The sequence below is a fragment of the Paraburkholderia sp. J94 genome, from assembly GCF_905220285.1.
In the GTDB taxonomy this organism is placed as follows: domain Bacteria; phylum Pseudomonadota; class Gammaproteobacteria; order Burkholderiales; family Burkholderiaceae; genus Paraburkholderia; species Paraburkholderia tropica_A.
In genome coordinates, this window is the sequence record NZ_CAJMZH010000011.1 from 77,090 (window position 1) to 102,284 (window position 25,195).

Here is a 25,195-nt window from a genome sequence, read left to right on the forward strand (position 1 = left end):
GGTGCAGACCGTGGCCTTTTTTATCGTGGCGATCGGCGTGGCTTGTTCAGCCAGGCGCGACTTGTTCCCGCCGCGCGATGTACGCATCGCCCCATTGCTTCATTGATTCATCGCTTCGAGCACCGGCGCGAGCGTTCTGCCGAACTCTTTTAGCGAGTATTCGACACACAGCGGCACTTCGGCGAATACCTCGCGGATCACGATTGCCGTGCGCTTCAAGTTCGCGAAGCTGATTTGGCGAGCGCCGTGTCAACGCATCGCGCTTAACGCCACTCCCGAGTACCTGAAATATCGACGATTTAGCGCGATTCGCGCGTTAACCATTCACTCAATCGAGCGGCAGCTTTTCTCAATCGGCCCGCCGCGCCGCGCTGGCAGAATCCTCACACAAACGGAGACAACGCAATGCATCGCCGACGCACGTCGCGCGATGGATCGCGTGCACTATTACATGAGGATAAAGACGGCCATGAGGTTCAGGTCCGCAATGTTTATCTGCGCGTCGCTTATTTGCGCCTCGCCGGTGTGGGCGACGGAAACGCCGCCCTGGGTGCTGGGCGGCGAGAATACCGTCACGCTGTATGGCTCGGTCGACGAAGGCGTCGAATACATCACCGGGCAGGCGGTCGGCAAGGGCACGGGCAGCAGCCTGCGAACCGGCTGGGGAACGGACACCTCGTTCTTCGGCCTGCGCGGCAATGAAGCACTGGGCGGCAATCTGCGCGTGATCTGGGACCTCGAAGGCGGCTTTCAGGCGAGCAACGGCACGGCGAGCCAGGGCGGACGACTGTTCGGGCGGCAATCCTATGTGGGCGTGGCGGGCGATTTCGGCAGCCTCACATTCGGCCGCCAATACACGATGCGCGCTTACGCAATCAAGCCGATCAATCCCTTTGGTTTTGGCGCGCAAGGTCTGACCACGCTCGATAACGGCATTGCGAATCCGCGTGCCGATAATTCGATCAGCTATCGCTACCATATCGATGGCTTTGAAACCGGCGTGAACTATAGTTTTGGCCGCGATGCCGTCGATGGCGACAGCGTGGTCGCCACCAATTGCCCCGGTGAGACGTCGCCATCGAACGAATGCCGCGAATGGTCGGCGCTGCTGAAATACGAAAGCCGGATCTGGGGTGTCGTGAGCGCTTACGAGCGCAATTACGGCGGCACTTCCGCAACGTGGGGCGGACTCACGTCGCCGAAGCTCACCGATAGCCGTTTCATTCTGGGCGCGTATTTCAATGTGCGCAGCGCGCGATTCGGCGCGGGCTGGATCCGGCGCGACGACGAAGGCATTGCCACGCCGAAAAGCAATCTCGTCTGGGTGACGGGCACCGTGCCGGTGAGTCCGGCGCTCTCGTTCGATAGTGAAGTCGCGGAACTCAAATACGATCATTCGCCCAATAAGGCGGTGATATTCGTATTGCGCGCGGTCTATTCGCTATCGAGAAACACGGCGCTTTATGTGACGGGCGAGCACATCAAGAATAGCGGTGAGCTGGCGTTGTCGGCGAGCACCATCATTCCCGTCGTGGGACCGCCTGAAGGCGGCTCGCAAACCTCGGTGATCGCGGGCATCCGGCATCGGTTCTGATTGCCGGGACGCGTAATTCCATTCACGATTCATCCGCGACGCACGCGCGCCCGGACCCACTGCGAGCACGATCGTTCGCTGTGGGTCCGGGCGCGCGGCGTTGTCTTTCCATTTCTGATTTGCGGTTGAGGAATCCGGCACGACCCTTAACCATTTGGTCAAACTGGTTGCCATTTTTCTCAATGGACCTGTGGCGCTGCACAGGCAGAATTTCAGTGCGTTACAAACAACGCGATTACATGAGTCACGCCGGAGCGGAGTACGCGCCCCGGTCAGCCGCAAAGGCCAACGATGACTCGAATATTGGAGACAGCGACGATCATGAAGTGCAGATCCGCAATGTGCGCGGGCGCGGCGTTCATAAGCATGACGCCCGTTTGCTCATGGGCCGATGGCGGTAACGCGGCCCAGTTTCAACCGTTTGGCACCAGCTCGGTCACGATGTACGGCCTGCTCGATCAGGGCATTGAATACGTCAACAACGTGGCGAAGGGCAAGAACGCCACCACCAGCGCGGTTCGTGTAGGAGACGGCACCGCCACCTCGTATTTCGGCATTCGCGGCAACGAGGATCTCGGCGGCGGCACGCGCGCCATTTTCGATTTGCAGGGCGGCTTCCAGCCGAATAACGGCGCGTCGCGCCAGGGCGGCCGCCTGTTCGGACGGCAATCCTATGTGGGTCTCGACGGCCCGTTCGGGCGCATTACGTTCGGCCGCCAATACACGATGCGATTCTTCGCGACCTCGTTTATCAATCCGTTCGGCACGGGCGCACAGGGCCTCACCACGCTCGATAATGGCATCGCCAATGCACGTGCCGACAATTCCGTGAGCTACCGATTTTTCGCCGGTGCGCTCGAAGGCGGCGTGAATTACAGCTTTGGCCGCGATGCCGTGGCGGGCAATAGTTCGGTCGCCACGAATTGCCCCGGTGAAACCTCGCCGTCGAATCAATGCCGCGAATATTCGGCGATGATGAAATACGACGGCGGTTATTGGGGCGTAGCCAGTTCATACGAACGCAATTACGGCGGCACCTCGGCGACGTGGGGCGGGCTGACGTCGCCGAAACTCACGGACAGCCGATTCACGCTGGGCGGCTATTTCAAGTTCAAGGGCGCAAAGTTCGGCGTAGGCTGGATTCGCCGCGACGACGAAGGCATTGCAACGCCCAAGAGCAATCTGTTCTGGGTGACCGGCACGGTGCCCGTGACGCCGTTCTTTTACGTCGACGGCATGGTCGCGCACCTCAACTACGATCACTCCGATAACAAGGCGCTGGTCTTCGTGCTGCGCGGCGAATATCTGCTGTCTAAGGCCACGTTCCTGTATGTGACCGCCGAGCATATTCACAACGACGGCACGCTGGCACTTCCCGCTACCACCATTACTCCGACGGCTACGCCGCCCGTCGGCGGTTCGCAGCTTTCCGTGATCGCCGGCATTCGCCACACGTTCTAAACGCGATCAGCCCGGAGACCGAATATTCACGCGATCTCCGGGCTCATGATTCATGCCCCAGCATTCAGGCGATCAGTTTCGCCGCTGCGTGCGCCGCCGACATATCGGCGACTTCCGCGAAAGGCTGTTTACGATCGAGGCTGCCGAGGCCGATATACATGTCCTGCAGATAGGCGATATCGGCGTGTGTCAGCGAAAGATCCCTGGAATAGGGCCGCTCCGTTTCGTTGAATTGCCAGATGGCCTGCGCCGACGCTGCGTCGAAGCGTTTTTGCGCGTGCTTGCGCGCGGCGAAAAACGCGTCGCGCGAATCCGGCGACATCAGATAGTCGTAGAGCGCGCCATACGCCGCCATCACGGCGACGAGGTCGTCATGCTTGTCGCGGATCGCCTCATCGGAGGCATACGCGGTCTGGAAAATGCAATGCGGCAGCGCTTGCCACATATTGCCGTCGTTGATCACCACGAGTCCGTCCCGATCGTTCAAATGCGAAATGCTCGAACAACTCGCGTCGACCTCGCCTTTCACCACCGCTTCATGGCATTGATCGTTGCTGCCTTTATCGACAAAGCGAATTTGCGAGGCGTCGACGCCGCGTTCCTTCAACAGCTGCAACATCAGCGAATGCAGCAATCCATTCGCGGGGCCGACCGCGACCGTTTTGTGTTTGAGATCCGAAAGCGTTTTCGCGCCATCGGGTCGCGCAAAAACCGTGAGCGCGCATCGCTTCATGCCTGCGCCGACAATCTTCACGTTCGCGCCTTGTGCGATGCGCGAAAGCACCAGGTTATAGCCCGACACCATGCAGACGTCGCCCGCGCCCGCGGCAATCGCGTCGAATGGACCCTTTACGCCGGGAAACTCGACGATCTGCGCATTCACGCCGAAGCGTTTGAAAAAACCGAGTTCGTCCATTAACGCGTTGAGCGTCGCATTTTCCAGCCCCGGATTGCTGACGATGCGAATCGGCGCGCCCGCGCCGCGCGCGAGAAGGGGCGTGACCAGGCCGCTCGCCGCCACGCTTGCGCCGAGCAGGCCCACGCCGCGCAGAAAACGCCGGCGGCTGGATGAGTGCGTCATCGGGTGTCTCCGCATGCCGGGCGAGCCGGCGTGCTGTTGTTGTGATTCGGTGTCGTAATACGTCGTCGCAATTCGGTACATCGAATTCGCCAGGGATAACCCTTGCGATTCGCACGCGCGTCGTTGCGCGTGGTGATTGCGCGATCGCGCAAAGCCCCGCTGGGCGCGCGTTTAACGCGTGTGGACGTGGCTGCGCCCAAGGCAGCGCCACGCGCAGCGTGATCGTGCCAGCGAACTGTCCCCCGAGGCAATTGAGTAAAATGGCCAGAGACTTAACGAAATCGTAAAACCGGCAGGGGGAGACTTGTCAGAGCTTGACTGGTACTTGCAGATCAACCTGAAGGCGCGGCATTTGCATCTTCTGGTGGCGATCGATACGTACCGAAACCTGACCCAGGTGGCCGATGTCACGCACGTGACGGTGCCCGCGGTGTCGAAGGCATTGGCGGAACTCGAAAAAGGAATGGGCCTGACGCTGTTTTCGCGCACGGCGCAAGGCCTCATGCCCACGCCGTATGGCGAATGCCTGATTCGTCACGCGCGCGACATGCTGACGATCCTGCATCAGGCGCGCGACGAATTGAAGGCCTTGAGCTCGGGCGCCGAGGGCAAGGTGCATATCGGCATGCTGCCCGCTTCGGCGTCGGTGCTGCTGCCGCAAGCGCTGAGCCTGCTCAAGCAGCGCTCGCCGGGCACCAATGTGGTGGTGATCGAAGGCACGACCGGTTCGCTGCTGCCCGAACTCTGGCAAGGCCGGCTCGATCTGGTCGTGGGCCGTTTGCCGCCGCCCGACACGCTCGGCAGTTTCGAAGAGAAAGAATTACTCGAAGATCCGGTCACGCTCGTAACGGGCCGGCATCATCCGCTCGCGCGCAAAAAGAACCTCAAGTGGACCGATCTGCATCCTTATCCTTGGATATTGCCGCCGCCCGGTTCGATATTGCGCGATCCGCTCGAACGCGCGCTTGAAGTGCACGGCGTGCCGCTTTCGAATAATTACATCGAAACGCTGTCGATTCACGTCGTGCGCGCGCATTTGCAGGTTTCGGATTTCATCGCGGTGATGGCGGACACGCCCGCCAACGATCCCGCGCAACCGCTCCATACGCTTCCGTTAAGCCTGCCGCGGCTGTTGCGTCCCGCGGGCGTGTTATGGAATCGTAATCGCGGACTGACGCCGAGCGCGCAACTCATGGTGTCGTGTCTCGACGAAGCCGCGCAACGCCTCGCCGACAAGAGCCAGGCCGCTCATTAAGGGGCTTTTTCGCGCGCGTCCCATCTGCCGCCCGCCATTCGCGCGGGCGCGCCTGTGCTGTATTCCGCTTTATTCAGCCTTGTCTTTACCGTTGCTCTGCCTTAACCATTTGCTCAAACCCGGGGCCGATTTTCTCAATTGACCCCTGTCCTGTGGCTGGCAGAATTTAACGCAGACGACGCGATACCCGCCCCACGGCAAATCGCGAATTATGACTGGAGACAGGTACGAGCATGAAGTGGATGACCGCAATACGCGCGTGCGCGGCGCTCTTAGGTATTGCCGCGATGGCGATTACTGGACCCGCATTTGGCCAGTCGGTCGAAGACTTTTATCACGGCAAGATTCTCACGATTGTCGTCAGCGCCGACGCGGGCACGCCCACCGACATCATCGCGCGCCAGTTCGCGCGCTTCTTCGTCAACTACCTTCCTGGCAAGCCCCGCGCGGTGGTGATGAACGTGGTGGGCGCGGGCGGCATGGTGGCCGCCGCGTCGCTCCAGACCCGGCAGCCGAACGACGGCACGGTGATCGGCTTTCTTCAGCGCAATAACCTCTATATTCCGCTGCTCGATCCGCGCCAGAATCGTTTCGATCCGCGCAAGGTGCGCTGGCTCGGCAGCCTCAACAAGGTCGAATACTGCATCGTCTCGATGACGCGATCGGGCGTCACGTCGATGAACGATCTCACGCACAAGACGATGTATGTGGGCGCGACGGGCTTCGCCAACGAAGACCGCACGCTGCCCGCGCTGCTCGACGAATATGTGGGCGCGAAAATGCGCATCGTGCCGGGCTATACCGGACGCGGCGAAGTGTATCTGGCGATGCAGCGCGGCGAAGTGGACGGCTGGGCCTCGACGCTCGACGGACTTCAGCAGGGCGAACCCGTGCGCATGCTCGCGAACGGCAAGATGAAAGTGCTGCTGCATCTGGGCTGGACCAGTCCTGCGCCGTTCGCGGATGCGCCCAATCTGAGCAGCTATATCACCGATCCCAATGTGAAGGCGCTGTTCAATCTGTTCCTGATGCCCTTCGACGCGGGACGGCCCATCGCGGTGCCGGAAGGCGTGCCGCAAGACCGTTTGAATGCGTTGCGCACAGCCTTCGCCAAAACGATCGCGGACCCGGATTTTATCGACGCGATGAAAAAGTCCGGCTATCCGATCGATCCGATCGACGGTAAAGCGGTGGAGCAGATCGTCAGCAAACTCTACGCCACGCCCACGCCGCAAATCGAAAGCGCCCGCAAGCTGATTTTCAGCGCCCATTAATCGCAGCACCGCCGCGCGCGCGATACACGGCGCGCGGCCGTGATTCGAATTCCAGATCGCGCACGTCATGAGCCTCAAGAGGTGAATGACCGTCAATCACCGAGAGGTAAATCGCATGACACCCGAAATCATCGACATTCATCCGCACATCATTTCGACCGATACGGTTCGCTATCCGATTGCGCCGCAACACGGCCATCGTTCGAAATGGTCGGCCACGCGCCCCGTCACGTTCGAGCAGATGATCGCCGAGATGGACGAAGCCGGCGTGGCCAAGGCCGCGATCGTGCATTCGTCGACGACTTACGGCCACAACAATTCGTATGTCGCCGACAGCGTGGCGCAAGATCCGAAGCGCTTCACGGGCGTGTATTCGTTCGACCTGCTCGCGCCCGACGCGCTCAAGACGTTCGATCACTGGCTCGCGAACGGCATGGGCGGCATTCGCCTGTTCACGGGCGGCGCGACGCATCAAAGCGATGGCAGCTGGCTCGTTAATCCGGCGACGTTTCCGATCTGGGAACGCTGCGCGGAAATCGGCATGACGATGGTCGTGCAGACGACGCCCGAGGGTTTGTCGATGGTCGCGCAACTGGCGCAGCGTTTTCCTTCGGTAAAGATCGCGCTCGATCATTGCGGACGTCCCGATCTCGAAGACGGCCCGCCGTATGCGCGTTGCGCGGAGCTGTTCGCGCTCGCGAAATACGACAACGTGTACCTGAAGATCACGCCGCGCACGTTCGATATCGCGCAGAACTCGCCGGGCGGTGCGGAGCCGTTCTTCGCGCATCTGGTGAAGGTATTCGGCGCGGACCATCTGGCGTTCGGTTCGAATTATCCGGCTTCCGCCGGTCCGCTGAAGACGCTGATCGAGCAGGGCAATGCGTGTTTTGCGTCGCTCAGCGACGAGGAGCGCGCCTGGATCTGGGGCCGCACGGCGAAGGTTCTTTATCCGCAGCTGGCTGGCTGAAATCGTCGTGTGGTCGACGGCCGAGGCGGCTTCGCGTGCTTCGACGCCATCGATCTTCGCAGCGCGGCCGGCGTGGGCATCATGCCGGCCGTGGCCGCTTTTTCATCGGGATGACGCATGGAATTTTTCAACGACGCAACGTTAATGGCAGCAGGCCATGCGCTGTCGACGATACTGCAATTCAATCGCCTGATCTTTCTGGTTTTCGGCGTGATGGTCGGGCTGGCGATTGGCCTGCTGCCCGGCATCGGCGGCTTGACGGGCTTCGCCTTGCTCGTGCCGTTCACGTACACGATGGACCCCTACGCGGCCTTCGCAATGCTGCTCGGCATGGCGTCGGTCATCACCACGTCGGACGTGATTCCGGCCGTGCTGTTCGGCGTGCCGGGCCACGCGGCATCGCAGGCCACGGTGCTCGACGGCTTGCCGATGACGAAGCGCGGCGAAGCCTCGCGCGCGTTGAGTGCGTGCTATACGTCCTCGCTGCTCGGCGGCTTGATCGGCGCGGTCATGCTGGCGATTTCGCTGCCGCTGGTGCGTCCTTTCGTGCTCTCGATCGGCACGCCGGAAATGCTGGGCCTGACGATCTTCGGCGTGTCGATGGTGGCGGCGCTCTCGGGCAATGCCCCGCTGCGCGGCGTGGTGGCGGCGTGCTTCGGCATTCTGGTCGGCATGATCGGCACCAATGTCGAAACGGGGCAAATGCGCTGGACCGGCGGCATTCTCTATCTGCAAGACGGCATTCCGCTGGTGCCGATTATTCTCGGCATTTTCGCGCTGCCGGAATTGTGCGAACTCGCGATCCGGCGCACGGCGATTGCGGAGAACGTGCAGTTCAATTCGCGTCAGGGCATGCGCCAGGGCGTGATCGACAGTCTGCGCAACTGGTTTCTGGTGCTGCGTTGTGGCGGCCTGGGCGCGCTGCTCGGCGTGGTGCCGGGCATCACCGGCGCGGTGACCGACTGGATTGCCTACGGCCACGCGTTGCAGACCTCGAAGAACGCAAAGCTGACGTTCACCACGGGCGACGTGCGCGGCGTGATCGCACCCGAAGCGGCCAATAACGCACGCGAAGGCGGCAGCCTCGTGCCGATGCTTTCGTTCGGCGTGCCGGGCGGCGCGGCGCAAGCGATCCTGCTGGGCGCGATGATGGTTCACGGCTTCATTCCCGGCCCCGACATGCTCACGAAGCACCTCGATTTCACCTATTCGATGGTGTGGTCGATCGCGCTCGCGAATATCTTCGGCGCGGGTCTGTGCTTTTTGCTCAGCGGCCAGTTCGCGCGCGTCTCGACGCTGCGTTACACGCTGATTCTGCCCGTCATCATGCCGATCATTTATGTGGGCGCGTTTCAGGGCTCGCGTAGTTGGGGCGATCTCTTCGTGCTCCTGATCGCCGGTGTGATCGGCTGGACCATGAAGCGTTTGAAATGGGCGCGTCCGCCGGTGATTCTCGGTCTCGTGCTCGGCGTGCTGATGGAGCGTTATATGACGATCTCCTTCGTGCGCTACGGCACCGACTGGGTGACGCGCCCTGTCGTCATGGTGCTGCTTGCGCTCGCGGCGCTCGTGTTTTTCAGGCCCTTGTTCAGCGCGCTGCGCAGCGGTGAACTCGCGCGCATGCGCCCGAGCGGCAAGATCGCGTTCAAGCTGGAAGATCTGGTCTATGTGTTCTTTATCGGCATGGGCGCGTACATGCTGGTGACGTCGCAAAGCTGGATTCTGATGGCGCGTATCGGGCCGACCGTGATCGCGAGCATTCTCGTGATCGCCGGATCGACGAGCCTGCTTTACAAGGTCTTTTTCGTTCCCTCGAAGGCGAGCGCGCCTGGCGCCGCGGGCGGCATTCACATGGATGTGTCGGGCGATCACGGAGAGAAACTGCCGAATAGCGTGACGCTGCTGCGTGCGGCGAAATTCTTCGGCTGGTTCGTGGCGTTTCTCGTTTGCATGTCGCTGATCGGCATGATTCCCACGGTGCCGATCGTGATCGTGGCGTATATGCGTCTTGAAGGGCGAGAGTCGTGGAAACTCAGTTTGACACTCGCGGCCTGCGTGACGGCGCTGATTTACGGCGTATTCGATCAGATGATCCATATTCCCTGGCCGAGCAGTCTCTTTTAAAACTCGCGCGCCGCTTATTGCAGAACGAATATCGCAAGGACATACCATGACGAAGAACCGACTCGAACGCATCGACCCCGAACAGGCGTCGGACGAACAGAAGACCGTGATTGCGCGTTTGGGCGAAGGGCGCGGACGCATTCCCACGCCGTTCAATATCTGGCTGCATAACCCGAATCTCGCGTCGGGCATGGAGATTATCGGCACGCACGTCGACCGCTCGCCCGTGCTTACCGAAGCTGAAAGCGAAGTCGCGATTCTGGCGACGGCCGTATTCTGGAACGCGCCTTATGTGATCGCGAATCATCGTCGTCACGCGCTGAAGTCGGGCGTGCCGGAAGCGGTGGTCGAAGCCATTCTGGCGAAACGCCGTCCCGAAGCGGGCGACGATCGCTTCGGCCTGATCTGCGACGCCGTGAGCGACCTGCTCGCAGGCGCGCAGATCGACGACGCGCGATTCGCGCGCTACGACGCGGTGCTGGGCCGCGCGGTGATCGCGGAACTGCTCGTGACGATCGGCTATTTCACGTCGATTTCGCTGGGCATGACGCTGCACGCGCTCGAACCCAAGGACTGATACGAAGGCACGGCGGCGGTGGCGCACGATAGTGCGCAACTGCCGATTCACCGTGCCCGCAAGAGACGATGAAACCGCGGAGGACCGCCACGTGTCCGCTCTCGACTGGTACCTGCAGATCAACCTGAAGGCGCGGCATTTGCGCCTGCTGGTGACGATCGACACTTACCGAAATCTGACCCAGGTGGCCGATGTCACGCACGTGACGGTGCCTGCGGTCTCGAAGTCGCTCGCCGAACTCGAACGCGGCATTGGGCTGACACTGTTTTCGCGCACGGCGCAGGGCCTGGTGCCGACGCAGTATGGCGATTGCCTGATTCGCCACGCGCGCGAAATGCTGACGATTCTGCATCAGGCGCGCGACGAATTAAAAGCGCTGAGTTCGGGGACCGAGGGGAAGATTCATATCGGCATGCTGCCGGCTTCGGCTTCTGTGTTGTTGCCGCAGGCGCTTATTCTGATCAAGCAGCGCTCGCCCGGGACCAATGTGATGGTGACGGAGGGCACGACGGCGTCGTTGCTGCCCGAACTTTGGCAGGGGCGTCTCGATCTCGTGGTGGGGCGCTTGCCGCCGCCCGATACGCTCGGCAGTTTCGAAGAAAAGGAATTGCTCGAGGAGCCGGTCACGCTGATGACGGGGAGGCATCATCCGCTCGCGCGGCGCAAGGCCGTGACGTGGGCCGATTTGCGGCCGTTTCCGTGGATCTTGCCGCCGCTTGGGTCGATATTGAGGGACCCGCTGGAGCGGGCGCTCGAAGCGCATGATGTGCCGTTGACCAATAACTACATCGAGACACTTTCTGTTCATGTCGCGCGGGCGCATTTGCAGATATCGGATTTTATTGCCGTGATGGCGGGGACGCCGGCTGGGGATTCGGCGCAGCCGTTGCATATGTTGCCTTTGAGTTTGCCGAGATTGTTGCGGCCTGCTGGGGTGTTGTGGAATCGGAATCGTGGGCTGACGCCTAGTGCTGTGTTGATGGTGGATTGTTTGGAGGAGGCCGCGAAGCGGCTTAAGGGTGAGGGTGGGGTGGGGCGGGCTTTGGGGAGGGGGATTGCTGCGGGTGCTTGAAGTTGGTGTTTGTTGGGTTGGCGTTAAAGCCTGTTTTCATGTCGGTTTGCATGCGTCGCCCCTGTGCGGGGCGGCACCTACTTTTCTTTGCAGCGGCAAAGAAAAGTAGGCAAAAGAAAGCCGCTCAAACCGCTAGTGTGACGAAGTCCGCAAACCGCCGTTTAGGGGGAAAGGTATAGGAGCGTCTGCCTCCTCGCACCACTCCACTTAGTGACAAAGCCGTCATTCATCCGGGGGCGCAAGCGCCCCGTCGGGTATATCAGCAAACCCGCAAACCGAAGGTTTGCGAGTGCCCCGCATCCTTTCAATTCCCCCTCGGTTTCCCCTGCATACCCAACCGGTGCGCGCGTAGCGCGCAGCGGGATGTGTGAGCGCCTTGTCACTTCGTTGGTGGGCGCGTGGCGACAGACGCCCCGGAACCACTACCTGTAAAGGCGAGTGGTGGACGGCGTCACACTAGCGGTGTGAGCGGCTTTCTTTTGCCTACTTTTCTTTGCCGCTGCAAAGAAAAGTAGGTGCCGCCCCGCACAGGGGCAACACTTGCAGACCGACATGAAAACAGGTTTCAACGAACCCCGCAAAAAAGAGCCAGAAAAAACCCAGAAAAAAACCACCAATAACCAAACACTCAACACACCGCTTCAGCAGGCCCAAAAACCCCACCCCCAAACCCAGCCCCGCAGGGCCTTTACCAAACAGTTAACCCCCCCGCAGGTTAATTCAATAGACGTAAAGCCCGCATAGCAAGATCATTCCACCAACGCAGGAACAAGCAAGGGCAAACGCAGCAAGCCAACAAACCAGCACGCGCAGCCCAATAACTTCATACTCCAACGGAGACTGAATTGACCAAGAAAGTCCACCTGAAGCTCGCCATCGCCGAGCACCCGCACACCGCAGCGATCCGCGACGGCTCGATCCCCATCGAAGGCGTCGACGCCGAATTCATCACCGTCCATCCGCAGATCGGCGCCTTCCGCCGCATGGTCCGCGACGTGGAATTCGACGTCTGCGAACTCGCGCCCACCACCTACATCATCGCGCGCGCCTACGGCGCTCCCTTCGTCGCGCTGCCGATCTTCGTGGTGCGCCGCTTCCACCACGAGGGCCTGCTGGTGCGCCCCGACGCGGGCATCAAGACGCCCAAGGACCTCGAAGGCAAGAAGGTCGGCGTGCGCGCCTACTCGGTGACGACGGGCGTGTGGACGCGTCAGGTGCTGATCGACGAATTCGGTCTCGACACCTCGAAGGTCACCTGGGTCGTCGACGACGAAGAACACGTCACGCAACTGAAGCTGCCCTCGAACGTGATTCACACGCCGGCCGGCACGTCGCTCGCCGAGATGATGGCGAAGGGCGAGATCGTCGCGGGCTTCCACGGCAACGCCGGTATCGGCCGCACCGGCGATCCGACCGGCGGCTGGAAGGAAGTCGAAGCCGATTACCCGGACCTGCTGCCGGACGCGGCCGCACAAGAAGCCGAATACTACGCGCGCACGGGCGTCTATCCGATGCACGGCACCATCGTCGTGAAGGATTCGGTGCTGGCCGAGCATCCGTGGGTCGCCAAGTCGATCTACGACGCGTTCGACAAGGCCAAGAAGGACTGGCTCGCGAAGCTCAATGCAGGCGAGCTGACCGACAAGAAGAACAAGAAGTACGTAGAACTCCAGAAGATTGTCGGCAACGATCCGCTGCCGTACGGCATCGAGGAAAACCGCAAGACCATCGAGGCGCTCGAAGCCACGGCGTTCAAGCAAGGGCTCACGCCGCGCCGCATGACGATGGACGAACTGTTCGTCGATCCGCGCGTTTGATGCTTGCCGAGTACGCGCTCAACGCGCGTACGCCCCTTGAATTCCGAACGGAAGAAAACATGATCATCGATTGCCACGGTCACTTCACGACCGTTCCCGCTTCGTTCCGCGACTGGCGCGCGAAGCAGATTGCCGCCGCCAACGATCCGGCCAACGCACCGGCACTCTCGGGCGCGCATGTGAGCGACGACGAGATCCGCGAAGGCGTCGGCAACGGCCAGTTGCGCCTGCAAAAGGAACGCGGCGGCGACCTCACGCTGTTCTCGCCGATCGCCGGCCTGATGAGCCATCACCTCGGCAACGAGCGCACGAGCCTCGAATGGGCCGAAGTGTCGAACAACCTCGTGCGCCGCGTGTGCGATATCTATTCCGACAACTTCGTGCCGGTCTGCCAGCTGCCGCAATCGCCGCTCGCGCCGCCGAAGAATTCCGTGGCCGAACTGCGCCGCTGCGTCGAGGAAATGGGCTTCGTCGGCTGTAACCTGAATCCCGATCCGAGCGGCGGTTACTGGACCGGCAAGCCGATGACGGACCGCGAGTGGTATCCGCTCTACGAAGCGCTCTGCGATCTCGACGTGCCTGCGATGATCCACGTGGCCGCGTCGTGCAACGCCTGCCATCACGGCACGGGCGCGCATTATCTGAACGCCGATACCTCGGTGTTCATGCAATTGCTGCAAGGGAACGTGTTCAAGGACTTCCCGACGCTGCGTCTCGTGATTCCGCACGGCGGCGGCGCGGTGCCTTACCACTGGGGCCGTTATCGCGGCATGTCGCTGGAAATGATGGATCGTCCGCTGGAAGGACTGCTGAACAATATTTTCTTCGACACCTGCGTCTATCACCACCCGGGCGTGGAATTGCTGACCAAGGTCGTGCCGACGAGCAACGTGCTGTTCGGCTCGGAAATGATCGGCGCCGTGCGCGGCCGCGATCCGAATACCGGTGAGTATTTCGACGACACCAAGCGCTATGTCGACGCCTGCGAAGCACTCAGCGACGCCGACCGTCATGCGATTTTCGAAGGCAACGCACGCCGTGTCTATCCGCGCCTCGATGCGCTGCTCAAGTCCCGCGGCCTGTAATCACGCACACCATGAACTACATCGACATTCATCCGCACATCATCTCCAACGATGAAAAGCGTTATCCGCCCGCGCCGCTGTTCGGCAAGCGTTCGGACTGGTCGCAGGAACGCCCCAACACGGTTGAGGCGCTGATCGAGGCCATGGACGAAGCGGGCGTGGCGAAGGCCGCCGTCGTCCACTCGTCGACGACTTACGGCTTCGATAACAGCTACGTCGTGGACGGCTGCAATCAGTACAAGGACCGGCTCGTGGCCGTGGGTTCCGTCGACATGCTCGCCGACGATGTGCCCGCCGTCATCAAGGGTTGGGCCGACAAGGGTCTCGCAGGCCTGCGCATTTTCACGGGCGGCTCGACCAAGGATTTCGATCCGAGCGAACTCGACAATCCCAAGTCTTTCAAGGCATGGGAGATGCTCGCGGAACTGGGTCTGCCGATGTGCATCCAGACGGGCCCGATCGGCATGCCGCAGGTGCGCATGCTGGCGGAAAAATTTCCGACCGCGAAGATCGTGCTCGATCACCTGGGCCGTCCCGACGTGCTCGACGGCGCGCCGTACGCGAAGGCCGCGAGCCTGTTCGCGCTCGCCGATCTGCCGAACCTGTACATGAAGCTCACGCCGCGTATTTTCGGCGACGTGAAGAAGGAAAAGGCCAGCGCCGAGACGTTCTTCCCGCGCGTGGTCGAAGCCTTCGGCGCGCAGCGTATGGCGTGGGGTTCGAACTTCCCGACCTCGCCGGGCAAGCTCTCGGAGATTCTCGCCGATGCACAAGCGGGCCTCGCCTGCCTGAGCGACGACGAACGCGCCTGGATTTTCGGCAAGACGGCGCAGACGCTGTATCCGGCGCTCGCCTGATTGCCGGCTTCATCGAACGCGTTTTAGCGAAGCACGCCCAACCTGCACACAGCCGCGCGTGCGCCGCGATTCAAAGCGGCGCACGCGCGGCGAAAGAGAGAGATTCCCATGTCCACGATTCGCCTGAACAGCATCATTCGCGCGCTCGAGTCGGGCAAGGCCGCGCACGCCGCCTTTTCCAAACTCGACAAGCAGACCGCCATCGAAATGAGCGACGCTCCTTACGACGGCCTCGTTTTCGAAATGGAGCACAACCCGTATGACGTGAGCGCGCTGGGCGATGCGTTCCAGTACCTGCTCAACCGCAAGCAGATCGCCGAATCGGGTTCGGTGGCCACCAAGGTCACGCCGATCGCGCGCATTCCGGCCAACGGCGTCGAGATGAACCAGAGCTTCGCCAAGCAGGTGCTCGATCGCGGCGCGTACGGCGTGATCTGGCCGCACGTCGCGACCGTCGAGCAGGCGTATAACGCGGTGGCGTCGTGCCGCTATGCGCGTCCGAAGCACGCGCCGCTGTACGAGCCGAAGGGCGTGCGCGGCGACGGCCCGGCCAACGCGGCGCGTTACTGGGGTCTCTCGATGCAGGAATACTACGAGAAGGCCGACGTCTGGCCGCTCGCGCCGCAAGGCGAAATTCTCGTGGGCCTGATGTGCGAGAGCACGCAGGCGATCGAAAATCTCGACGATATTCTCGCGAATGTGCCGGGCATCGGCTTCATCCTGATCGGCGAGGGCGATCTGTCCCAGGAACTGGGCCTGCCGCGTCAATACGAGCATCCTGAAGTGCTCGACGCGATGCGCCAGATCGTCGAGACCTGCAAGAAGCGCAACGTGATCGTCGGCCATCCGCACGTCACGGCGAAGAACCATCGTCGTCTCGCCGAGGAAGGTTATCGCTTCCTGATGTCGGCGCCGCAGCGCACGTACGGCGTCGTGGGTCTCGCGCGCGAGATGGCGGGTTACTGATGAACGGCGCCGAAAGTCTCGTCGCGACCCTGGTCGAACAGGACGTCGACATCTGCTTCGCGAATCCCGGCACCTCGGAGATGCACTTCCTCGCGGCGCTGGGCGGCAACCCCGGCATGCGCAGCGTGCTGTGCCTGTTCGAAGGCGTGGCCACGGGTGCCGCCGACGGCTGGTATCGCATGAAGGACAAGCCGGCGTCGACGCTGCTGCATCTCGGGCCGGGTCTCGCGAACGGTCTCGCGAATATCCATAACGCGAAGCGCGCGTCGTCGGGCATGGTCAACGTGGTGGGCGAGCATTCGGCGTCGCATCTGAAGTACGATCCGCCGCTCACTTCCGATATCGAAGGTCTCGCGCGTCCGTTGAGCCACTGGGTCCGGCGCGCGGAATCGGCCGATAGCATCGCGTGGGATACGGCCCAGGCGGTCGCGAAGGCGAGCGAGCATCCGGGGCAGATCGCCACGCTGATCCTGCCCGGCGATACGTCGTGGCAACGTACGGACTCCGAACGTGTTTTGCCGGCGGCGGTAGAAAGCCGCCGCAAGACGCCGAGCGCCGCGCGCATCGAGCACGTGGCGCGCGTGCTGCGCTCGGGTGAGCCGACGCTGATCATTCTCGCCAACAAGGCGACGCGCGGCGAAGCGCTCGAACGCGCGGGCCAGGTCGCCGCCGCGACCGGCGCGCAACTGGGCTCGCAGTTCTTCACCGCGCGTATCGAACGCGGCGCGGGACGCGTGCCCATCGCGCGCATTCCGTATGCAGTGCCGCTGGCGCAGGCGTTCCTGAAAGACTTCAAGCACATCGTCACGGTGGAGACGAGCGAGCCGGTGGCGTTCTTCGCGTACCCGGACAAGCCGAGTCTGCTGAAGGCCGAAGGCACGCTGGTGCATCCGCTCGTCGAGGAAGACGAGGACAGCGAACTCGCGTTCGAGATGCTGTTGGACGCGCTGGGCGCAACCGGCACGGCGCCGCGTTTGCAGGCGCGTATTGAAACGCCGGTGCCGACGGGCGCGCTCAATCCCACGAGCATCGCGCATGCCCTGGCGGCGGCGCTGCCGGAGCACTGCATCGTCGTCGACGAGTCGCTGACCACGGGCCGCGAATCGATGAACCTGACGATGGGCGCGCGTCCGCACGACCTGATCAACAACATGGGCGGCTCGATCGGCTATTCGACGCCGGTTGCCACCGGCGCGGCGCTGGCCTGCCCGGACCGGCGCGTGTTCTGCATGGTCGGCGACGGCAGCGCGATGTACACGATCCAGTCGCTGTGGACCCAGGCGCGCGAGAACCTGAACGTCACGACCATCATCTTCGCCAACAACAGCTACGCGATCCTCAAGGCCGAGTACGCGAACATGGGCGCGGGCACGCCGGGCGAGCGCGCGCTCTCGATGATCGACATCGACAACCCGCGCATCGACTGGCTGGCAATGGCGAAAAGCATGGGCGTGCCGGGCGTTGCCGTGGAGACGGCCGAGGACTTCTACAAGGCGATGAACGATTCGGTTCGCGAGCCGGGTCCGCGCCTGATCGAAGTGCGGCTGTAAATCGAATTCCGATATCGACGGATAGCACGCGATATCAACCGATACCAAACACCAGGAGAGACATTCATGACAACGAGTTTCACGGGCGTGCCGACGCTGCGCACCAATCTGTCCGAATACGCGGTGACGAAGGCCATGCGCGACGGCCGCGTGCGTTCCGATCTCGTGACGCTGGACTTTTGCGGCCCGACGCCCGCGCACAACGGCTTCAAGGCGATGGTGCGCGAAAGCAAGTTCGACGCGGGCGAACTCGCGATCGTCACCTTCCTGCAGGCCAAAGCCTACGGCAAGCCTTACGTGCTGCTGCCCGCGCCGATTTCGGGCCGGTTCCAGCATCACTGCGCGGGCTACAACATCGATTTTGGCCATCTCGATCCTAAGGATATCGAAGGAAAGAAGGTGGGCGTGCGCACCTACACGCAAACCACGGCGCTGTGGATTCGCGGTATTCTTCGCCATGAATATGGCGTGGATCTCGACAAGGTCACGTGGATGACGCTCGGCGACGGCCATCTCGCCGAGTACAGCGATCCGTCGAATTGCGAGCGCCTGCCTGCCGGTTCCTCGATTCCCGAAATGATGCTCAAGGGCGAACTGGCCGCCGCGCTGCTCGGCGAGGACATGCCGAAGGACGAGCGCGTGCGCACGCTGGTGCCGGACGCGCACGCATCCGCGAAAGACTGGTTCGCACGCACGGGCGTGGTGCCGATCAATCACATGTTCGCGGTGCACACGGATCTGACGAAAGCGCGCCCCGATATCGTGCGCGAGATTTATCGCATGATTGCGGAAAGCCGCTCGCTCGCCGAAGGCGTGCCCGCGATCTTCCCGCCGATCGGGCTGGAAGCGAACCGCAAGGGCCTGCAATTGGCAATCGACTGGGCGCTCGATCAGAAGATCATTCCGCACCGCATGAGCGTCGACGAACTGTTCGACGATGTGACGGGCAGCCTGGGCTGATTTTTCCCGCTGTTCGAGCGATGGCGCGAATTGGCGCGCCGATAAAAAAGCCGGAGACAGAAGTTGGAGATCATGCAACGACAGCCAGCGCGCGACGCGAACCGCTGGGGCATCCTCGTGCTGCTCGCGCTCGGGCTGATGATCTCCTTCGTCGATCGCACGAGCATGTCGGCCGCGCTCGCGGATCATCACTTCGTGCATGAGTTCGCGCTCACGCACGTCGAGCGCGGCTGGCTCGGTTCAGCAATGTTCTGGTCCTATGGCTTGATGCAGATGCCGATGGGCTGGATCGTCGACCGCTATGGCGTGAAGTGGCCGTACAGCGTGTGCTTTCTGCTGTGGTGTCTCGCGGCGGCGGCAACGGGCGTCGTCACCACGTTGTCGGCGCTGATACTCGTGCGGTTGCTGATCGGCGTCGCCGAGGCGGTGGTGGTGCCCGCCACCTATCGCTATCTCGCCGATAACTTCGACGAGGCGCATAAGGGCACGGCGCTCGGCATCTATTCGATCGGCGGCAAGATGGGACCGGCGCTGGGCGCGCCGATCGCGGCCTGGCTGATCGCCACGAGTTCGTGGAAGGCGATGTTCGTCGTGACCGGACTCGCCGGACTGCTCTGGCTGGTGCCGTGGCAATGGATGCTCAAGAGCGATTTTCCGTCGCATGACGAACTGGCGGCGGCGCGGCGTCGTGCGGCTTCGGTGCCGTTGCGCAATCTGCTCGTGAGCCCGGTGGTGTGGGGCGGGCTCATCACGAACTTCTGCTACAGCTATTTCGTGTTCTATTGCATGACGTGGATGCCCGCGTACCTGGTCGAGCAGCGCGGGCTCTCGTTGCGGCAGTCGGGCGTGTATACGTTTTTCAGCTTTGCTGGAATCGCCATCGTGGCCGCGCTGGCGGGCTGGACGGCGGACCGTCTGATCGCGCGCGGCCACGAAGCCGTGAAGGTACGCAAGGCGTTTATCGTGACCGGTTTCATCAGCGGCACGACGGTATTGATGGGCGCGTATGCGAACACGCCGCAGGAAGCGCTGTTCTGGAATATTGCTTCGCTTTCCTTATTAGGTCTCGTGACCGCAAATAATCTCGCGCTGGTGAAGCTCACGCTGATACCGAAACAGGCCGTGGGTTTGAACACCGGCTTGCAGCAAGTGGCCACCAGTCTCGCGGGCGGCGTTTCCGCCAGTCTCTCGGGCTGGCTGCTGCACGTGGGGCACAGCTATACGCTGCCGATGTCGGCGATTTTCGTATTTCTGCTGCTCGGAGCCACGAGCACCGTGGTATTGCTGCGCCGAAAGTGGGCGCCGAAAGTCAACGAAACCGAACAAGCCGCCCCGGAAAGCGACGCGCATTCCTTCCGCGCGGAGTCGTGATCGGGCCGCATCGCCGTGGTTTGACGCCAGCCATCGTTTAAAAAACTCACACTGATATTTACAACAAGCAAGGCTGGAAGCCGTCATGAGTCGATTCAAAGAACCCGCCGTGGCGGCGCTCGATGCGCATCCCGGTCTGGCGCCGTTGTTGCGCCACGCGCCGCTCACGCGCTTTCTGAGCGCGCGCGTCGGCTCCATCGCCGCGCAGCAGATGCTCATGCTCGCGATCAGCTGGCATATGTACGACCTCACGGGGAGCGCTTGGTATCTCGGCCTCGTGGGCCTGTTTCAGTTCATTCCCGGACTCGCCACGACGCTCGTGGCGGGACATTGCGCCGACCGCCTGCATCGCGGCCGCATCGTCGCTGTGTGTCTTGCGATTCAGGCCGCCATCGCAGCGCTGCTGGCCTTCTCGACCATCACGCATGCAGTGACGCGCGATCTGCTGTTGGGTCTTTCGCTGGTGCTCGGCGCGATTCGTCCGTTTCAGATGTCGGGGCAACAGGCGCTGCTGCCGATGCTCGTACCGCAGAGTTTGCTCGCGCGCTCGATGGCGCTGAGCACATCAGTGCAACAGGTGTGCGTGATCGCCGGCCCCGCGTTGGGTGGCTTGCTGTTTGCGACCGGCATCGAAGCGCTTTACCTCACTTGTGCCGCGCTGTTCTGCGTGAGCGCGGTGTTGTACGCGCTGATCCGCTACGACCACGTTGCGCCGCCGCGCGAGCCCGTGACGGCGGAAACGGTGCTGGCCGGCCTGCGCTTTGTCTGGAGCAATCCGCTGCTGCTAGGCGCCATTTCGCTCGATCTGTTCGGCGTGCTCTTTGGCGGCGCGACGGCGCTTTTGCCCGTCTATGCGAAGGAGATTCTGCACGTGGGGCCGGAAGGGCTGGGCCTGCTGCGTTCCGCGCCCGCCGTGGGCGCGCTGGGTGTGGGCCTGTGGCTGTCGCGGCACGCGATTCGCAGCGGCGTGGGCAAAAAGCTGCTGATCGCCGTGGCGGTGTATGGCGGCGCCATCGTCGCGTTCGGGATTTCGCATTCGTTTGTCCTCTCGCTGCTGCTATTGGCGATCTCGGGCGGCGCGGACACGATCAGCGTGATCGTGCGTCAGACGCTGATTCAGCTCGAAACGCCGGATCGCATGCGTGGCCGCGTGTCGGCGGTGAATACGCTGTTTATCGGCGCGAGCAATCAACTCGGCGAATTCGAATCGGGTGTGACGGCAGCGGCGATGGGCGCAATCGGCGCGGTCGTGCTCGGCGGCTGCGCGACAATCGTCGTCAGCGTCGCGTGGAGCCGACTGTTCAAACCGTTGGCGCAGCGCGATACGCTGCATTGATTGCGCATCTACTTAACGTTTCGGTTAAAGCGCGGGCGATTACTTTCAATAGACGGCGCGCGCGCGTGAGCCGAAGATACCGGCTGCATTCTTCAATCGAGAAATGCCGGTTCAGGGCGTGGGTGTTGGCGCACGAAAGCTACGCAGCAGACGCTTCAGGGTGACGCCAACACGTTCGCGAAGCAGGGAGACGCTTATGAGCGGAAAGCGAAAATCACTTCGCGCGCTCGTCGACGACTGGCTCGGACAAAGTCGACACCTCCGCGTGACGCGGTCCGGTCGCTCGAAATCCATGCCGTGGCGCGTGGTCAAGGTGGAAGTCGCGCGATCGTCTGGAACGATCGAGATTGCCTTCTTTCGCCACGCGGACGGCTCGTGGTGCGTTTATCCGCCATCGTCGCCGCCACTCGTGCGCCCCGCAGTGAACTGGCTTTGCCATCAGCCATGAACAGGACGTTCCAGGATATTCATATGACTCTCAATGGCGACATGCTGATCGGCTTCGCTTCGGTGCGAGGCACGGAAGGCGAGCAGCGCGCATTCAATCCCGCGACCAACACGGAAATCGCGGAACCTCGATTCGGCATGGGCGGCGGCGCGGAAGTGGATCGCGCGGCCTCGCTCGCGACCGAGGCATTCGACGTTTATCGAAACGTTTCGCTCGAACGGCGCGCGGCGTTTCTCGAAGCCATCGCCGACAATATTCTCGAACTGGGCGACGCATTGATCGAACGCGCGCACGCGGAGACCGGTTTGCCGGTTCAGCGTCTGCAAGGCGAGCGCGCGCGCACGGTCGGGCAATTGCGCTTGTTTGCGAAAGTGGTGCGCGACGGCCATTTTCTCGGCGCGACGATCGATCGTGCGCAACCGGAGCGGCAGCCGTTGCCGCGTTCGGATCTGCGTCTCGCGAAAGTGCCGCTCGGGCCGGTCGCCGTGTTCGGCGCGAGCAATTTCCCGTTGGCCTTTTCCGTGGCCGGCGGCGATACGGCTTCCGCACTGGCCGCGGGCGCGCCTGTCATCGTGAAGGCGCACAGCGCGCATCTGGGCACGTCGGAACTCGTCGGCCGCGCGATTCAGCAAGCGGTGAAAGCGCAGGGTCTGCCTGAAGGCACGTTTTCGCTGCTGTTTGGCGCGGGCCGCAAACTCGGCGAGGCGCTCGTCTCGCATCCTGCGATCAAGGCGGTGGGTTTCACCGGTTCGCGCCAGGGCGGCATGGCACTGGTGCGTCTCGCCAATGCGCGCCCCGAGCCGATTCCCGTCTACGCGGAAATGAGCAGCATTAATCCGGTGTTTCTGTTTCCCGCCGCGCTGGCGAATCGCGCCGAAACTATCGGCAAGGCATTCGCCGATTCGCTGACGATGGGCGCGGGACAGTTCTGCACGAACCCCGGCCTCGTGCTCGCGGTGGATGGCCCCGATCTCGAACGCTTCATCGCAGCGGCGAGCGAGGCGTTGGCGAGCAAGCCCGCGCAAACGATGCTGACGCCCGGTATCTTCGATGCGTACTGCTCGGGTACGCAAAGCGCCGGCGCGATTCAAGGTGTGCAAAAAGTGGCCGAGGGCGTCCCGGCGGGCGAGCGTGCGAACGCGGCGCAGGCCGCGTTGTATGTCACCGATGCCGCGCGTCTGCTCGATGCACCGGAACTGGAAGCCGAAATGTTCGGTCCCGCTTCGGTGGTGGTGCGCGCGCGCGATTTCAACGAATTGCTGGAAATCGCCGAGCATGTCGAGGGGCAATTGACCGTCACCCTGCAAATCGACGCCGCCGACGTTGCCGAAGCGAAGCGCCTGTTGCCGGTGCTCGAACGCAAAGCGGGCCGCATTCTCGCGAACGGATTTCCGACTGGCGTGGAAGTGTGTCACGCCATGGTTCACGGCGGGCCGCATCCGTCGACGTCGAACGCGATGTACACCTCGGTTGGCGCGACCGCGATCGACCGCTTCCTGCGCCCGGTCTGTTATCAGGATCTGCCGGAAGCGTTGCTGCCGGAAGCGTTGCATGACGCGAATCCGCTGGGCGTGTGGCGTATTGTCGATGGCGAGCCCGGTGCTTCGATTTAATCGCCGCGTTTTTAAATCGAGTGATGAGAGGCGAGATTCCTTTTGGGAATTTTGCCTCTTTCGCGTGCTGGAAAATGCAGGGTGTAGCGGTAAACGAAAATAATAATTTAGGTGTTTACCCTGATGTTTTGGTTTGCTAGACTGTGTTTGTTCGTAATGCTGATTAATTGGCGAAAGCCAGATGACGAAAGTCAGTCGGCGAAACTCAAACACACACGCAAGGCGGCCCAAAATGAAAAAGCTCAATCAAGTCGTTATCGCTGCTCTAGTTCTTGCTGCGCCGGTCGTGTCGTTCGCCCAGCAAAGCCCGCAACCGCTCACGCGCGCGGAGGTCCGAGCCAGTCTCATCGAGGCGGAACGGGGTGGTTATGGTCCGCTCGACTGGACCGATTATCCGAACGGTCAAATGCAAGCCGCGCAGGTTAAAACGGCCGTGCAAAAGCCTGCTGGCGGCGACACGTCGGGCTTCGGCACGGTGGCGAATGGATCGTCGCAATCCGGCGACTTGAGCCGATGAAGTGGCGGCACGCGTACCGGCGCTGCGCAAGGCAGGCCGATACGCGTTGCACATTTAGAACTTGTGTGTCAACCCAATGATGATGCCTTTAGCGGTTGCGCCAGGCGTGACGTCGATGCCCGAATACTCGGTGCCGTTGAGCGTATAAGCCGCTTCACCTCGATTGTCGATCAGACCCGCCGCCATATAGATCAGCGACGACTTCGAGAGGAAGTACTCGTAAGACAGGCCGAACTGTTGCGCATTGTTGCCATTGCCGGTTCGGTCATGCAGATAGCCGTACATCAGGGCAATTTCGTTGGCGGGATTGAACAGGTACGAGGCGGAGACGGAATACGTCGCTTCGTTCTGGCTGTGATCGGATTGCGTTTCCGTGTGATAGACGAAATAGAAACGCGCCGCGTCCACCTTGAGCGAAGTCGCCGCGGTAAAGACTTTCTGAACCGAGGTGCCGGCCGCATTGTCCTGCTGATCGTAACCGGCTGCGATATGCCAAGGCCCGTTGATGTATTTGACCACGGCGTTATACGACTGAATGCCGTTCGAAGGCTTGGTGGTCGAATCGCGCAATGACACCAGAACTTGCGCCGTTAAGCCGTGCCACTCCGGCGTGAAGTAGGAAATGGCATTGCTGGCGCGCACGGAGACGTCGTCGAAATCATTGAGCGGCGAGGCAATGGATTTCGCGGCCAGTGGATCGAGTTCGCCGTCGAGATAAAGATATTGCGGTTTCTTTTGCCGTCCAAAACGGAATTCGCCGAAGCCGCCCGACATGCCGACCCATGCGAGACGATTAAAGGCGTCAGCTGAATTCTGCGCTTCGCCATTCACGGCCGAAAAACCTTGCTCAAGCTGAAAATTGACATGAACGCCGCCGCCAATATCTTCATGTCCGTAAAGGCCGTAGACGGTCGCGAACAGGCCGCCTGACGAGGCGCGAATCACGTGATTCGCGCCGCCGCCGCTTTGATACTCGATGCCGTTGTCGACAATGCCGTAGAGGGTGATGGAGGATTGGGCCTGCACGGTGGAAAAAGCGCAAGACGAGACGACAGCAGACGCTGCGAGAAGGGTCCTTTTCATTTGTCTCCAGATTTTCTCTGTTTATTGATTCGACTATCGCAAATGGGAAATTGAAATTGCGATGTCGAATTTCTTGACTGCTATCTGGATAGTAGAAAAATAAAATGGACCAGTCCCTGTACTATATGATCATTCTCCGGCATTTTTCGGCGCGATTAATGCGCCGAGGAAAGGCAAAGTAAGT

General features: G+C 61.7%; 21 protein-coding genes. 18 read left to right on the forward strand and 3 right to left on the reverse strand.

Annotated elements, in window-relative coordinates:
• Positions 1–99: 99 nt before the first annotated feature.
• Positions 100–219 (reverse strand): winged helix-turn-helix transcriptional regulator, encoded by a 120-nt coding sequence (locus U4Y88_RS37790; RefSeq protein WP_415774490.1) that lies wholly within the window; start codon positions 217–219, stop codon positions 100–102.
• A gap of 250 nt (positions 220–469) precedes the next feature.
• Between U4Y88_RS37790 and U4Y88_RS23700 the strand changes: the two genes are divergently transcribed.
• Together U4Y88_RS23700 and U4Y88_RS23705 are read left to right on the forward strand one after the other, a co-directional pair.
• Entirely contained in the window at positions 470–1,594 is a 1,125-nt protein-coding gene (locus tag U4Y88_RS23700) for a porin (protein WP_321786833.1), read from the forward strand.
• Positions 1,595–1,960: 366 nt separating this feature from the next.
• Positions 1,961–3,055 (forward strand): porin, encoded by a 1,095-nt coding sequence (locus tag U4Y88_RS23705; protein WP_224012980.1) that lies wholly within the window; start codon positions 1,961–1,963, stop codon positions 3,053–3,055.
• Positions 3,056–3,119: 64 nt separating this feature from the next.
• Here U4Y88_RS23705 and U4Y88_RS23710 read toward each other — a convergent pair whose 3' ends face one another.
• Entirely contained in the window at positions 3,120–4,136 is a 1,017-nt protein-coding gene (locus tag U4Y88_RS23710) for an ABC transporter substrate-binding protein (RefSeq protein ID WP_321786835.1), read from the reverse strand.
• A 304-nt stretch (positions 4,137–4,440) separates the two neighbouring features.
• Between U4Y88_RS23710 and U4Y88_RS23715 the strand changes: the two genes are divergently transcribed.
• The 16 genes from U4Y88_RS23715 to U4Y88_RS23790 all read left to right on the forward strand — a co-directional run bounded on the left by U4Y88_RS23715 (position 4,441) and on the right by U4Y88_RS23790 (position 23,928).
• Entirely contained in the window at positions 4,441–5,391 is a 951-nt protein-coding gene (locus U4Y88_RS23715) for a LysR substrate-binding domain-containing protein (RefSeq protein WP_321786837.1), read from the forward strand.
• A 287-nt stretch (positions 5,392–5,678) separates the two neighbouring features.
• Complete coding sequence (locus U4Y88_RS23720) at positions 5,679–6,665, forward strand: hypothetical protein (RefSeq protein WP_321786839.1); 987 nt, start codon at positions 5,679–5,681, stop codon at positions 6,663–6,665.
• 115 nt (positions 6,666–6,780) lie between these two features.
• Positions 6,781–7,635, forward strand: a complete 855-nt coding sequence (locus tag U4Y88_RS23725; RefSeq protein WP_321786841.1) for an amidohydrolase family protein — start codon at positions 6,781–6,783, stop codon at positions 7,633–7,635.
• Between the two features lie 144 nt (positions 7,636–7,779).
• Positions 7,780–9,759 (forward strand): tripartite tricarboxylate transporter permease, encoded by a 1,980-nt coding sequence (locus U4Y88_RS23730; RefSeq protein ID WP_321786843.1) that lies wholly within the window; start codon positions 7,780–7,782, stop codon positions 9,757–9,759.
• A gap of 46 nt (positions 9,760–9,805) precedes the next feature.
• Positions 9,806–10,336 (forward strand): carboxymuconolactone decarboxylase, encoded by a 531-nt coding sequence (locus U4Y88_RS23735; protein WP_224012986.1) that lies wholly within the window; start codon positions 9,806–9,808, stop codon positions 10,334–10,336.
• A 91-nt stretch (positions 10,337–10,427) separates the two neighbouring features.
• Positions 10,428–11,408, forward strand: coding sequence for a LysR substrate-binding domain-containing protein (locus tag U4Y88_RS23740; protein ID WP_321786845.1), 981 nt, complete (start codon positions 10,428–10,430; stop codon positions 11,406–11,408).
• 845 nt (positions 11,409–12,253) lie between these two features.
• The gene (locus U4Y88_RS23745) at positions 12,254–13,225 is read left to right on the forward strand and encodes an ABC transporter substrate-binding protein (protein ID WP_224011333.1); all 972 of its coding nucleotides are present in this window, start codon (positions 12,254–12,256) and stop codon (positions 13,223–13,225) included.
• Between the two features lie 59 nt (positions 13,226–13,284).
• Positions 13,285–14,310: an amidohydrolase family protein gene (locus tag U4Y88_RS23750; protein ID WP_224011332.1), complete on the forward strand. Its 1,026-nt coding sequence runs from the start codon at positions 13,285–13,287 to the stop codon at positions 14,308–14,310.
• Positions 14,311–14,321: 11 nt separating this feature from the next.
• The gene (locus U4Y88_RS23755) at positions 14,322–15,167 is read left to right on the forward strand and encodes an amidohydrolase family protein (RefSeq protein WP_224011331.1); all 846 of its coding nucleotides are present in this window, start codon (positions 14,322–14,324) and stop codon (positions 15,165–15,167) included.
• Positions 15,168–15,275: 108 nt separating this feature from the next.
• The gene (locus tag U4Y88_RS23760; protein ID WP_310633872.1) at positions 15,276–16,133 is read left to right on the forward strand and encodes an HpcH/HpaI aldolase family protein; all 858 of its coding nucleotides are present in this window, start codon (positions 15,276–15,278) and stop codon (positions 16,131–16,133) included.
• The gene (locus U4Y88_RS23765) at positions 16,133–17,683 is read left to right on the forward strand and encodes an acetolactate synthase large subunit (RefSeq protein ID WP_321786847.1); all 1,551 of its coding nucleotides are present in this window, start codon (positions 16,133–16,135) and stop codon (positions 17,681–17,683) included. Before U4Y88_RS23760 ends, U4Y88_RS23765 begins: the two co-directional genes overlap by 1 nt.
• A gap of 66 nt (positions 17,684–17,749) precedes the next feature.
• Positions 17,750–18,643, forward strand: a complete 894-nt coding sequence (locus tag U4Y88_RS23770; RefSeq protein WP_224011327.1) for a phosphate ABC transporter substrate-binding protein — start codon at positions 17,750–17,752, stop codon at positions 18,641–18,643.
• 72 nt (positions 18,644–18,715) lie between these two features.
• On the forward strand, positions 18,716–20,014 hold the full coding sequence (locus U4Y88_RS23775; RefSeq protein ID WP_415774491.1) for an MFS transporter: 1,299 nt from the start codon (positions 18,716–18,718) through the stop codon (positions 20,012–20,014).
• An 85-nt stretch (positions 20,015–20,099) separates the two neighbouring features.
• Positions 20,100–21,350: an MFS transporter gene (locus tag U4Y88_RS23780; protein ID WP_310633876.1), complete on the forward strand. Its 1,251-nt coding sequence runs from the start codon at positions 20,100–20,102 to the stop codon at positions 21,348–21,350.
• Positions 21,351–21,821: 471 nt separating this feature from the next.
• Positions 21,822–23,411: an aldehyde dehydrogenase (NADP(+)) gene (locus U4Y88_RS23785; RefSeq protein ID WP_321786851.1), complete on the forward strand. Its 1,590-nt coding sequence runs from the start codon at positions 21,822–21,824 to the stop codon at positions 23,409–23,411.
• 232 nt (positions 23,412–23,643) lie between these two features.
• Positions 23,644–23,928 carry a DUF4148 domain-containing protein gene (locus U4Y88_RS23790; RefSeq protein WP_321786853.1) on the forward strand — a complete coding sequence of 95 codons (285 nt, stop codon included), beginning with the start codon at positions 23,644–23,646 and terminating at the stop codon, positions 23,926–23,928.
• 54 nt (positions 23,929–23,982) lie between these two features.
• Here the strand turns inward: U4Y88_RS23790 and U4Y88_RS23795 are convergent, their stop codons facing one another.
• On the reverse strand, positions 23,983–25,011 hold the full coding sequence (locus tag U4Y88_RS23795) for a porin (RefSeq protein ID WP_321786855.1): 1,029 nt from the start codon (positions 25,009–25,011) through the stop codon (positions 23,983–23,985).
• Positions 25,012–25,195 lie beyond the last annotated feature (184 nt).

Coding starts and splice junctions, on each gene's coding strand:
- U4Y88_RS23700 (WP_321786833.1), top strand. CDS start 470: ATGAGGTTCAGGTCCGCAATGTTTATCTGCGCGTCGCTTATTTGCGCC.
- U4Y88_RS23705 (WP_224012980.1), top strand. CDS start 1,961: ATGACGCCCGTTTGCTCATGGGCCGATGGCGGTAACGCGGCCCAGTTT.
- U4Y88_RS23710 (WP_321786835.1), bottom strand. CDS start 4,136: ATGACGCACTCATCCAGCCGCCGGCGTTTTCTGCGCGGCGTGGGCCTG.
- U4Y88_RS23720 (WP_321786839.1), top strand. CDS start 5,679: ATGGCGATTACTGGACCCGCATTTGGCCAGTCGGTCGAAGACTTTTAT.
- U4Y88_RS23725 (WP_321786841.1), top strand. CDS start 6,781: ATGACACCCGAAATCATCGACATTCATCCGCACATCATTTCGACCGAT.
- U4Y88_RS23730 (WP_321786843.1), top strand. CDS start 7,780: ATGGCAGCAGGCCATGCGCTGTCGACGATACTGCAATTCAATCGCCTG.
- U4Y88_RS23735 (WP_224012986.1), top strand. CDS start 9,806: ATGACGAAGAACCGACTCGAACGCATCGACCCCGAACAGGCGTCGGAC.
- U4Y88_RS23750 (WP_224011332.1), top strand. CDS start 13,285: ATGATCATCGATTGCCACGGTCACTTCACGACCGTTCCCGCTTCGTTC.
- U4Y88_RS23755 (WP_224011331.1), top strand. CDS start 14,322: ATGAACTACATCGACATTCATCCGCACATCATCTCCAACGATGAAAAG.
- U4Y88_RS23760 (WP_310633872.1), top strand. CDS start 15,276: ATGTCCACGATTCGCCTGAACAGCATCATTCGCGCGCTCGAGTCGGGC.
- U4Y88_RS23765 (WP_321786847.1), top strand. CDS start 16,133: ATGAACGGCGCCGAAAGTCTCGTCGCGACCCTGGTCGAACAGGACGTC.
- U4Y88_RS23770 (WP_224011327.1), top strand. CDS start 17,750: ATGACAACGAGTTTCACGGGCGTGCCGACGCTGCGCACCAATCTGTCC.
- U4Y88_RS23775 (WP_415774491.1), top strand. CDS start 18,716: ATGCAACGACAGCCAGCGCGCGACGCGAACCGCTGGGGCATCCTCGTG.
- U4Y88_RS23780 (WP_310633876.1), top strand. CDS start 20,100: ATGAGTCGATTCAAAGAACCCGCCGTGGCGGCGCTCGATGCGCATCCC.
- U4Y88_RS23785 (WP_321786851.1), top strand. CDS start 21,822: ATGACTCTCAATGGCGACATGCTGATCGGCTTCGCTTCGGTGCGAGGC.
- U4Y88_RS23790 (WP_321786853.1), top strand. CDS start 23,644: ATGAAAAAGCTCAATCAAGTCGTTATCGCTGCTCTAGTTCTTGCTGCG.
- U4Y88_RS23795 (WP_321786855.1), bottom strand. CDS start 25,011: ATGAAAAGGACCCTTCTCGCAGCGTCTGCTGTCGTCTCGTCTTGCGCT.